The following is an 11,708-nucleotide window of genomic DNA, read 5'->3' as shown; positions in this document are numbered from 1 at the left end:
AGGGATTTGGCATGATTCGTATTTTAATTTTAATAGGGTTTACGTTCATCTTCATGCACCTTCATGCAACTGGGGATATCTCAAAATATATTAATATGAAATATTCTTGGATTTCATTGTGTACCATCTTTGTACTTTGGTTTTTAACCATCGCCGAATTAATCTTTTACATGATAGGTCCTAAAAAACATGATGATGGTTGTAGCTGTGGATGCGCCCATAACCATCAAGAAAGCAAATGGAAACGAAGAGCATGGTACCCAATTTATATTTTACCTGTACTCACTGTCTTATTTTTACCTGTCGCAACCCTGGATTCTAATATTGTTGAAGCTAAAGGGTTTCATTTTCCTATTTATGATAAAAAAGAGCCTTATTCTTCTCATCAATTTTTACAGCCGGACACAAGTTCTTTTTACGGCGAAGAAGCCTATGATCAAATGATTCATCGTGACCTTAAAAAATTTTCTAAAGGAGAGAATATCAACTTAGAAGATGAGGAATTTTTAAATGCAATGGAAACTATTTACCGATATCCTGGTGAATTCAGTGGCAAAACCATTTCTTTTAAAGGATTTATGTATCAAACGAAGGAGTTGAAAAAGAATCAGTATTTTCTCTTTCGCTTCGGTATTATTCATTGTATTGCAGATTCAGGAGTGTTTGGAATGCTCATTGAGTTTCCAGATGACGTTGCTTTTAAAAATGATGACTGGGCAACTGTTACGGGCGAAGTTAGTACAATGTACTATCAGCCGTTCAAAAAAACCATTCCTGTTTTGAAAGTAACAAAAGTGAAGCGTGAGCAGGTTCCAAAGGACCCTTATGTATATCGAAATAACCAATAATTAAAAGCCGTTCTTTTAAATAAGAACGGCTTTTTACATTAATGAACAAATTCCATTTTTTCTTCGATTTTATGAAATTTCTCATAAAATTCCTCAGCTGAAATCGGTTTGGAGAAATAATATCCTTGCACTTCATCACATTTTTCTTTATGAAGAAGTTCTACTTGTTCAACTTCTTCTACACCTTCCGCTACGACGGATAGCTGCAAACTTTTGGCTAATGTAATAATGGCTCTGACAATCGATACTTCCGTTGTATTAGGATCTAAATCTTTAATAAAAGACCGGTCAATTTTCAGCGTATGAATAGGCAACTTCTGAATATAGCTGAACGAGGAGTATCCTGAGCCAAAATCATCAATCGAAATAAATACTCCTGCATCTTTTAAGATTTGTAGCTTTTCAATTGTTTGCTCAACTTGCTTCATCGTTACACTCTCTGTAATTTCAAGTTCTAAATATCGTGATTCTAACTCTACTTCATGCAAGACATCTAACACATAATCAACAAAATCAGTTGTACCAAAATCCACGCTTGATATGTTCACACTCATTTTTAATGGAGGAAGTCCTTGCAGCTGCCAATATTTATTTTGATGGCACGCTTTTTTTAATACCCATTTCGTCAATGTAACAATAACGCCTGTTTCTTCAGCAATCGGAATAAACTCTGCAGGAGAAATGACGCCCATCTCGGCATGAGTCCACCGGATCAAAGCTTCCACTCCAACAATATGGCCACTTTGAATATTGACTTTCGGCTGATAGTGAAGCTCCATTTCTCCCAACTCAAAAGCCTTGCGTAAACCATCTTCAATTCTCATTCGTCGCGTAGTATGAACCTGCATTTCTTTTTGATAAAACAGATAATGATTACGCCCTTGTTTTTTGACTTCGTACATCGCTAAATCAGCATGTCGAACTAGCACTTCAAGCGACTTTCCATCTTTAGGAAATAAACTAACTCCGATGCTTACCCCTAAATAAACATCTCTCGATAGCAATACAAAGGGAGTGGATAAGCAGTCATTTAATGATTGACAGATTTTTTTTACTTCTTCATCCGTCCTATCATACAGTAAAACTAAAAACTCATCCCCTCCAAAACGCGAAAGCACATCTTGGTTTCTTAGGCAGCTCTTCATTCGATCGACAACCTGAAGCATAAGCTGATCCCCAGCATGATGACCAAGTGTGTCATTTACCTGTTTGAAACGATCTAGATCTAAAAATAAGAAATGAAGTTTTTTTCCTGAAGCAGCTGCTACATCAATGGATTTCTCTACAATGTTTGAAAACATACTTCGATTTGGTAAATCTGTTAGCATGTCGTGAAAAGCCATATATTGAAGCGATTCTTGAGCTTTTTTTTGCTCCGTTACATCTCTAGTTACTGTCTGAAAAAGCGTCTCTCCATTAATTTGAATGAGCGTAGATTTTACTTCTAAAAAGAGTTCCTTACCTGACGCATTAAACATTTTCAACTGAGCTAACGGAGGCTTTGGCTCACCTTTTCTATCCTTTACTGCCTTTAATCCTTTTTTAATATCAGGAACTTGTTCAGATGAAAAGAAATCATATAACGATTTACCAACCAGCTGGTCTTCAGTTACTCCTAAAAGCTGAATCATAGCATCATTAACAGACACGACCTCTTCTTCTCGATGGACCATAATTGCCAATGGAGAGGAGTAAAACAAGTTTTCATAGCGATTTTTTGCTTCAATCAACGTTTTTTCCGCTTCACGCTCTTGCGTCATATTGCGGATATACAGCATATACTCAACCGTCTCTTCAATCGCTACCGCCCTCACCGTTATCTCAACCGTAACTTCTCTATTACTTATCGAAAGGGAATGCTCAGTTCGTCCGTCTTGTAGAGAAGAAAATTTATAAAAGGGAAGCAGCTTAACAACATCACTCCCGATCACATCTGATGCTTTAAGAGAGAAAAGCGTTTCTGCTGCATAATTGAGCGATAAAATATGTCTTTTTTCATCAATCACCAAAATAGCATCCAGTGCGGATTCAAAAAAAGCCCCCTTTAAAACTTCTTGTTTTTGTACGCGTCGATCCATAAAAATTGTTAAAAACACAGCCGTAAATAGGCATACAATAAAAAAAATAATAACGGCGGATAAATATATTGGATTTAAGGCAAAACCGTTTGATTGTTCAGACATTGATATTCCTGAAAAAGAAGCTGCCAGCATGCCCGTATAGTGCATACCGGCAACAGCAATGCCCATAATAGTAGAACAAATAAGCTTAGCAAAAACGGTAAGCTTCCCTTCATTTAGCTTTGAATAAAATCCAAGCCACAAAGCTGTATTAAAAGCAGTAATAGCAATGAGAATAGAGAGAAAAATGATAAATGGATTATATGAAATCATAATTGGCTCCATTGCCATCATGCCGGAATAGTGCATAAAAGCAATTCCAGCTCCCATAAAGCTCCCTGCAATGGTGAGTGCCTTCATACTTTTCTTTTGTTTGTGAATGAGGTAGAAGCCTATATAACATCCCGTTATCGCTCCCAAGATTGAGAGAAGAACAAACCATAAATTGTATGAAACATCTACAGGCAAGTGAAAAGCAAGCATTGCGATAAAATGCATTGACCAAATGCCTACTCCCAATGTAAATGCCCCGCTGATTAACCAAAACTGAATAAATTTTGCCCGGGAAATTTTCACACGATTAGCTAATCCAAAAGAAGCGTACGCCGCAGTAATAGCGATAAGGAAAGAGAGTGTAACGAGTAACTCATTGTACATCCCTTCTAGTAAATGTGTATGATGATTCATTCATGACCTTCCTTCAATTCGTTCTTTTCTTTGTTATCGGTTAAGGCCTAAAAATATTTACTATTTCAAAAGAACTTCTGTTTGATTTACTTCTTACCTTTTGAACGTCCTGGCAATATCGCGCTCACTTTCTCTTTTTTGACGGTGTATAGACAAGTACAATCATCTGACTCATACGTCTCTTCTAGTTGAAACGAGAATTTTTTTAAAAGAGTAATTGAATCTTTATTATTAGGATCAACTTTTGCTTCAATTTCTTGTATATGAAACTCTTCAAAAGCTTTTTCTAGCAAAAGGCAGAGCGCTTCTGTCATGAGGCCTTTTTTCCAAAAAGGTCTGCCTAAATCATAGCCTATCTCTGCTTGCTTTTCACCATAATCAATACGGTTTAGACCGCAGGTTCCAATGATCTCATCTGAAGTTTTTAATCGAATAGCATAGCGTGTTGCTTTCCCTTCTTTCATCAAACTTTGTAGAAGTGCAATCATGCTTTCCGCCTGATAAAGCGTCGTAAACGGCTCAATATTCATATATCTAGTAACCTCTTCATCCGACCAATACGCAAAAACTTTAGAAGCATCTTTTTTTTGAAGAGGGGATAAATATACCCTCATCTATGTTCTCCCTCCTTTTGATGAATGATGGAGCAAGACGTTTTCATCTGCGCATCTTTCACCTCCTAAAAAATCTCACATGGTGCACGGAACATGTGAGATTTGACATTTAACTATTTTTTGATTGTGCATCGCGCAGCTGCGTATATAAACGATTAATTGCTACAGTCATTGACTGTTCATAGGAATGATGATCATAATAAACCGCTATATTTTTTAACATTTCATACGTTTGATGATCAAGCTGCACCTCAAGCGTAATTTTTTCGTCAATTGTTGCTGTTTGCAAATGATGAGGCAAGTCCTCTTTTGTAGATACTTGCTCTGCAATATGAATTGCTTCTTCTACTGTTTCAATTCGGCCGTACTGATGCACCCATCTTCTGCCCATTTCAATCGTATCTTTTACAAACTGACGATTTGTAATTGTATCTTTAATATTAAATTGATGATCTGCCACATATACAGATTGATACAAAATCACACTGATCACTTCGTCTTTTAAATTTAATTTTCTCAGCTCATCAATTAAATCCGCTATATATTTAGGTAATGGACTAAATGTCCCTCGCACTTCCTTAATTAAATCCATGGCAATAGATTCAGTTGAATTGCGTTTAAATGCTTTTATAATATCTATCATTACATGTTCGTTTGTCATACATACACCACCATTTATGAATCGAATAATTTCATGCTCCTTGCTGCTTTGCATAGACATTCACTATTCGTTTAAAATATATACTATTATTCTATTATATAAAAAATATGAATAAGTTGGTATAGGATGAATGATTTATCATTATTTTTTCATAAAATTTTATGAAAAAGAACATGTTTATCTATTACTAGAACAAATCCAGCACAGCAAAGAATGGTCTCACCAAAACCTGAGAAGACAAGCACTTATTATTATTAAATATGAGTTTCTCTTTGATGGAAGACATTAAATAAAAAGCACCAAACCAATCCCGCTTATTGAAGTATATGGTCAAAAGATTTTTAGATGTTAGATGACAGAAGGTATCCAATATCAGCAATTAATCTCCTTCCCTGTTCATTGTCACTTAGTCCATCTATCAAAACAACGGCATAATAAGTTTCATTACCTCGAATGAGAATAGCACTATCATGTTCTGCTCCCTGTAGTTCTCCAGTCTTATTTGCAACTTGAAACGCTGGTCCTATACGTGCTGGAAGCTTATGTTGAAACTGCTGCCTTTCTAACATTCTAATTATTTTTTCACGACTAGATTTTTGCAAAAGGTTTCCTTCATATATTTCCCTTAGACACTTTACTACGTCAGAGGCACAGGTATAATTATCAATCCCTCTTTTAACAGCTGTTTCATCCATCATATAGCGGTTTAAAACGGTTTTCTTTAATCCTAGATTTTTAGCACATTCGTTAATTTTTTCAAATTCTACTAAAGAAATGAGCTCATTTGTAGCTGTGTTGTCAGATACAATCATCATAAGGGTAAGCAGCTCTTCCACTTTAATGTGTACCAACAGTGGCAGAGCTCTAAGTACGCCTGTTCCACCAACCGTGTTTTTTTCCGTTCTTTGAATGACAGATGTTAAAGCCAAGATGCCCTCATCAATTTGACGAAACGTTTCTATTGCAAGCAGTAGCTTGATTGTACTTGCTGCTCTTTGTTTAATAAAAGAATTAATCTGTATGGATTCTTCTCCTTCAATATGAATACGTATTAGTCCATTATTATTACGCTTCCATTTAGTAACTGCATCTTCTATTTTCGCTCTTGTTCTTTCCATCATTTTGTCGCGGCTGTTTCAATATAGTTGTTACTCATTATCTCTTGGTTGTACAAGTGACAGGCCACAAAGTGATTGTCTTCAACTTCCTGCCACTCTGGCTTTTGATTTTTGCAGGCTGCTACTGCAAGAGGACAACGCGTATTAAACACGCAGCCAGAGGGAGGGTTAATTGGACTTGGCAATTCTCCTTTAAGAACAATTCGCTTCCGATTATCCTCAACATCAGGATCAGGAATAGGGATAGCTGATAGTAGAGCTTGAGTGTAAGGGTGAAGCGGTTTTTGATACAGCTCCGAACTTGTTGTTAATTCTACTAAATGCCCTAAATACATAACTCCAATACGATTGCTTATATGCTTTACCATCGATAAGTCATGTGCAATAAATAAATAAGTTAACCCTTTTTCTTTTTGGAGTTTTTTTAATAAATTAACTACTTGAGCCTGTACAGACACATCTAAAGCAGAAATAGGTTCGTCTGCAATAATGCATTCTGGATTTAATGCTAAAGCTCTCGCAATCCCTATGCGCTGACGCTGCCCGCCGCTGAATTCATGAGGATAGCGATTGGCATGATCACGATTTAGCCCAACATCTTCTAGCAGCTCATACACGCGGTTCAGCATCTCTTTTTTATTCGAATAAAGTCCGTGAACCTCCATTGGTTCTGAGATAATCTCCTTCACGGTAGAACGAGGGTTTAATGAAGCATATGGATCTTGAAAAATCATTTGCATATTACGATGAAAAGCAAATTTCTCTTTCTCTGATAGCTCATGCACATTTTTTCCCTTATAAAGCACCTCTCCCGATGTACGGTTATACAACCCAATGATTGTTCGCCCGGCAGTTGATTTTCCGCAGCCGGATTCACCAACAAGTCCAAAGGTTTCTCCTTTCGAAATATGAAAAGACACACCGTCTACTGCTTTCAAAACCTGCTTATTGGCAATTGGAAAATATTTACTCATCTGTTTTACTTCTAACAAATGATTCATCGTCATAGCTGCCACCTCCTAATAATAGCGCCGGGCTGCGCACAGTTCTTCTTCATAAAGCGTTCCTATTAATTCAATCAGTTCCACGGTTTTACCCGTTTTAGGTGAATGAAGCATTTTTCCTTTGCCATAATAAATACCGACATGATGGATAGATCCTTTACCTTTTTCATGAGCGAAAAACAGCAAATCTCCAGGTTGAATAGAGGCTAATTCTACTTCTTTCCCTTGCCTTGCTTGATCTGTGGCATCTCTTGGAATAAGATATCCGTTTGCTTTATGAGTAGCATAAGCAAATCCGGAACAATCGTATCCCCAGGCACTCATGCCACCCCATAAATATGGAAGATTCAAAAACTGTTCTCCTGCTGCAATAATCATATCGCCAGTTCCTTTTGTCACTTTACGGTTTCTATCCTCTATTACAACAGCATCTTGACGTTTTATTCTTCCATTCCCAACCGGCGTTTGAACCTCTAGCCACCCTTTCTCTTCTTTTAAAAGAGACAGCTGCGTTTGATAACTAATTTGCAGGGCTTCTTCCGCTAGCTGTAGTGTTGCAATCTTTGATGATACCACTGCCGTTGGTCCACATAGCGGAGAATATTCAGCTTGAGAAATCAGTTGGTGAAAAGGAACCCACCCGGGATATCCTCTTTCATCTTTAGAAGAAAACTGAGAAGGAATGACGATTTTTGCCCATTTATCTTTCATTTCCGTTACATATACTTCTTCTCCTAGTAACAGCTGTGTTTGAACTAAATTTTTCTCACAAAGCTCCAACCGATGTGTATACGTTAATTGCTCTAGCCATTTATCTAGTTTTACTGGAGCACTTGTTGCATTGTCATCTATTTCTCTGCTAGAGTTATAGGAAGTCCAAACAGTCGCCACAGCCACACAGACGTAATACAGTTTTTTATCCACCACTTATTTATCCTCCCCGCAGGTTTAACCTTTAGCGTTCGACTTTATCTTTTGGTAATGTAATACCCGATTCGAATTCCACCATTCGTTCATAAGTCGACATCGTGGCATAACTTCCAATCGCCACAGCTGTTTGAGGAGAGCAATGTCCGATGCGAAACCCTCTCATAACAGGCTTTTTTAAAGAAGTAAGGTAACTTGTTAACGCCTCTTCTAATGAAAGCGACTCTGTACGTTTTCTAGGATAGCAGTTATGAAAATCTCCGATAATAATTCCCGCTGCATCCTGCAATTTATTGGCCATGTACAGCTGTGTCATCATACGGTCAATTTCATACGGTTCTTCATCAATATCTTCAATAAATAAAATTCGATTTTTTGTATCTAGTTCAAATGGTGTGCCAAGCGTGCTTACTAGCAAAGTGAGATTTCCTCCTATTAGCTGCCCAGTTGCTTCTCCTTCACAAATAGCTTCGAGCTGACTGATTTGATCCGTATAGCAAAAAGAACGATGAGAAAACAATTGATAAATCGTTTGCTTCGTTTCTATATGAACCTCTTCTTTTCCGATATCTGATGAAAGCATTGGCCCGTGAAAGGTTACCAAACCTGTGCGCTGATGAATAGCCGTATGTAAAAACGTAATATCGCTATATCCCCAAAAAATTTTGGGGTTTCGCTTAATTAAATCGTAATTTAATTGTGATGCAAGTCTAGCCGTTCCATACCCTCCGCATGCACAGATAATTGCCTTTACTTCCTTATTGGCAAACATCGCATGTATATCGGCTGCTCGCTGTTCATCAGTCCCTGCCAAGTACCCGTTTTTTTTATATAAATGCGCACCTGTTACTACGTTTAATCCTATTTCTTTTAAATATGCTATTCCTTTTTTTAGATTGTGCTGATTAGGCGGACTAGCAGGTGCAATAACAGCTACTGTATCACCTTTTTGTAATCGTTCAGGTTTTATCATTTGTTACACTCCTTTTGTGTAAAGAAATGAAGAAAGTGAAACTTGGGTCAGAAGGGAATTAAAATCCCCTCTGACGAAAAGTTCCACTTTACTGTTTATCTGCCCACTTCAAATCTAAATAGCCAACAGGATGACGAACAATTCCAGATACGTTATCTTTTATTAAAAACACATAGTTGTAGAAATGAATAGGAATAATCGGCATCTCATCAAATAAAATACCTTCTGCCTTATACATAAGCTCAAAACGTTTTTTATTATCCGTTTCGTTCATAGCTTGTTTAATTAACTCATCATATTCTTTATTGCTCCAAGCTGTACGGTTCATTGAATGACCTGTCTGGAAGCTCTCTAAAAAATTAATTGGATCTGCATAATCAGCTAAAAATGAACTTCGTGACAGCTGAAACTTTAACGCTTTTTGTTCTTCTTGGAAAACATTCCACTCCATATTGGCAAGCTTCACATCTACGCCTAGATTTTCTTTGAACATTTGCTGCAGGGCTTCTGCTATTTTTTTATGTGTATCGTCTGTACTATATGTTAGCGTAATGGCTGGCAGCTTTTTATATCCTTCTTCTTTCATTCCTTTTTTCAGAAGTGCTTTTGCTTCTTTGCCGTCTGTTTTTAATAAGTCGCCGCCCGCTTGACGGAAATCATTTCCATCTGCATCTTTAAATCCGTACGATACGAACCCGCGAGCTGGTTTTTCTTTATTTTTTGTAACAAAATTAACAATTTGATCTTGATCTACAGCCATTGCAAATGCTTTACGGATATTTTTGTTTTGGAAGGGCTCTTTATCTAAGTTAAAGCGGTAGAAGTAAGTTCCCGCTTGGTCTTCGATATGAACATCTCCATCTTTCAACAACTTTTCACTTAAATCCGATGGAATTTCAGAAACATCTAGTTCTCCATTTTGATACATTTGATATTCTGTGTTTGTATTTTCAACAATTGCCCATTTTACCTTGTCGAGCTTTACATTTTTAGCATCCCAATACTGATCGTTTCTTTCCATTACTAGATTACTATTATGCTTCCATTGAGTTAATTTGAAGGGTCCATTAGCAACAAAAGAATCTGCTTCTGCAAACCATTTTGGGTTTTTTGTTGCTACTTTTTCATTAATCGGGAAGAACGCTGGATTGGAAACTACACTTAAGAAATAGGCTTGAGGACTTTTAAGCGTAACTTCAAAGGTTTTGTCATCTAGCGCTTTTACCCCTACTTGATCAGCACTACCTTTACCCGTATTAAATTCTTCTCCACCTTGAATGAAATAGCCTAAAAATGCCGCTGGAGAACCAGTCTTAGGATCTAACAGCCTCTTCCACGCAAACACAAAATCACTTGCTTTTACGTCATCTCCATTTGACCATTTAGCATCTTTTCGTAAATGAAACGTATAGACCTTTTTGTCCTCAGAGATATCCCATTTCTCGGCCATTGCTCCTTCAGGCTCATCGCTTTTTCCTAAACGAGTCAGCCCTTCCATTAAGTTATTAAGCATATTCCATGAATATGAATCAAACCCAATAGGAGGATCAAAAGACGTAGGTTCTGCGCCATTATTCATATAAAGGACCTTACCGTCTTCTTTTGCTGTACTGCTCTTCTTTTCTGGCTCCGCGCCTGAATCTTTTGTCGCCGTACAGGCAGCAAGTGCACACATAAGTACACACATCATTAGTAAAGACCCTATTTTTTTCATCATTTCCCCCTCTTTCATAAGTTCTCTATTCATCTATAAATCTAGCTTATAGTTGTTACAAATTTTTGGGCTCTCTCATCTTGAAGCCAGCAGTGCACTTGGTGACTTTCTTTCAGCTTTGTCGATGCAGGATACATGCGATCACACACTTCCATTACGTAAGGACAGCGAGGTGCGAACGAACATCCGGATGGAGGTGCAAATAAATCGGGAGGTGATCCTGCAATAGGCACAAGCTCACTTTCGTATAAATCTAAGCGAGGAACTGAACGCAGCAATCCTTTTGTATACGGATGCTGCGGCGTATAAAAGATGTCTCTTCTTGTTCCAATTTCTACAATCTTTCCTGCATACATTACAGCAACACGGTCAGCTACCTGAGCAACTACACCTAAATCATGGGTAATTAAAACAATTGAGACATCAGTTTTCTGCTGAATGTCCTTAAACAATTCTAAAATCTGCGCTTGTATCGTGACGTCAAGAGCTGTGGTAGGTTCATCAGCAATTAGCACTTCGGGATTGCATACAAGGGCCATTGCAATGACAATACGCTGTCTCATTCCCCCGCTAAATTCATGAGGATATTGCTTTAGGCGTTCTTTAGGATTTGGAATTCCGACTAGCTCCAGCATTTCAAATGCTTTTTCTTTTGCTTTTTCTTTTGAGATGTTTTCATGTTGCATAATATTTTCTGCAATTTGCTCACCTATGCGAAGAGTTGGATTAAGCGCAGTCATAGGATCCTGAAAAATCATCGAAATATCAGCGCCTCGGATGTCTCGCATTTTCTTTTCTGATAGTTTCGTTAAATCCTGGCCTTTAAATAAAATAGATCCGCTTGTGATCCTGCCCGGAGGTGTCGGAATTAACCTCATAATGCTTTGAGATGTCACGCTTTTCCCGCACCCTGACTCTCCTACAATCGCTAGTGTTTCTCCTTTATGTAAATCAAAACTAACGCCTCTTACAGCTTGAACTTGCCCTCCGTAAGTTGAAAACTGTACGTGTAAGTTTTTGATTTGTATTATTTTTTCCATTT

Annotated in this window: 10 protein-coding genes; 1 reads left to right on the top strand and 9 read right to left on the bottom strand. The window is 37.6% G+C overall.

All coding sequences use genetic code 11. The annotated features are described in order from the left end of the window. The first annotated feature begins 11 nt into the window (after positions 1-11). On the top strand, positions 12-848 hold the full coding sequence (locus M3225_RS16755) for a TIGR03943 family putative permease subunit (RefSeq protein ID WP_251395505.1): 837 nt from the start codon (positions 12-14) through the stop codon (positions 846-848). A gap of 38 nt (positions 849-886) precedes the next feature. On the opposite strand, the gene M3225_RS16750 is transcribed toward M3225_RS16755, so the two are convergent. From M3225_RS16750 to M3225_RS16710, 9 genes are all read right to left on the bottom strand, one after another. Next, positions 887-3,655, bottom strand: a complete 2,769-nt coding sequence (locus tag M3225_RS16750) for a bifunctional diguanylate cyclase/phosphodiesterase (RefSeq protein WP_251395503.1) — start codon at positions 3,653-3,655, stop codon at positions 887-889. 86 nt (positions 3,656-3,741) lie between these two features. Then, positions 3,742-4,269 carry a GNAT family N-acetyltransferase gene (locus tag M3225_RS16745; RefSeq protein ID WP_251395501.1) on the bottom strand — a complete coding sequence of 176 codons (528 nt, stop codon included), beginning with the start codon at positions 4,267-4,269 and terminating at the stop codon, positions 3,742-3,744. 109 nt (positions 4,270-4,378) lie between these two features. After that, the gene (locus M3225_RS16740; RefSeq protein WP_193423534.1) at positions 4,379-4,930 is read right to left on the bottom strand and encodes a hypothetical protein; all 552 of its coding nucleotides are present in this window, start codon (positions 4,928-4,930) and stop codon (positions 4,379-4,381) included. Between the two features lie 341 nt (positions 4,931-5,271). After that, positions 5,272-6,051: a serine hydrolase gene (locus M3225_RS16735; protein WP_251395499.1), complete on the bottom strand. Its 780-nt coding sequence runs from the start codon at positions 6,049-6,051 to the stop codon at positions 5,272-5,274. Then, the gene (locus tag M3225_RS16730; protein WP_251395497.1) at positions 6,048-7,055 is read right to left on the bottom strand and encodes an ABC transporter ATP-binding protein; all 1,008 of its coding nucleotides are present in this window, start codon (positions 7,053-7,055) and stop codon (positions 6,048-6,050) included. Before M3225_RS16730 ends, M3225_RS16735 begins: the two co-directional genes overlap by 4 nt. Before the next feature lie 12 nt (positions 7,056-7,067). Further along, entirely contained in the window at positions 7,068-7,976 is a 909-nt protein-coding gene (locus M3225_RS16725; RefSeq protein ID WP_251396123.1) for a C40 family peptidase, read from the bottom strand. 31 nt (positions 7,977-8,007) lie between these two features. Then, on the bottom strand, positions 8,008-8,952 hold the full coding sequence (locus M3225_RS16720) for a S66 peptidase family protein (protein ID WP_251395495.1): 945 nt from the start codon (positions 8,950-8,952) through the stop codon (positions 8,008-8,010). 88 nt (positions 8,953-9,040) lie between these two features. Next, a complete protein-coding gene (locus M3225_RS16715; RefSeq protein WP_251396121.1) occupies positions 9,041-10,684 on the bottom strand; it encodes a peptide ABC transporter substrate-binding protein in 1,644 nt (547 codons plus the stop codon). Positions 10,685-10,707: 23 nt separating this feature from the next. Next, positions 10,708-11,706: an ABC transporter ATP-binding protein gene (locus M3225_RS16710; protein ID WP_251395493.1), complete on the bottom strand. Its 999-nt coding sequence runs from the start codon at positions 11,704-11,706 to the stop codon at positions 10,708-10,710. Positions 11,707-11,708: the final 2 nt, after the last annotated feature.

It is taken from the genome of Priestia aryabhattai, assembly GCF_023715685.1.
GTDB lineage: Bacteria > Bacillota > Bacilli > Bacillales > Bacillaceae_H > Priestia > Priestia aryabhattai_B.
The sequence above is the reverse complement of the archived record's forward strand: the minus strand, read 5'-3'. Positions and strand labels throughout refer to the sequence as shown.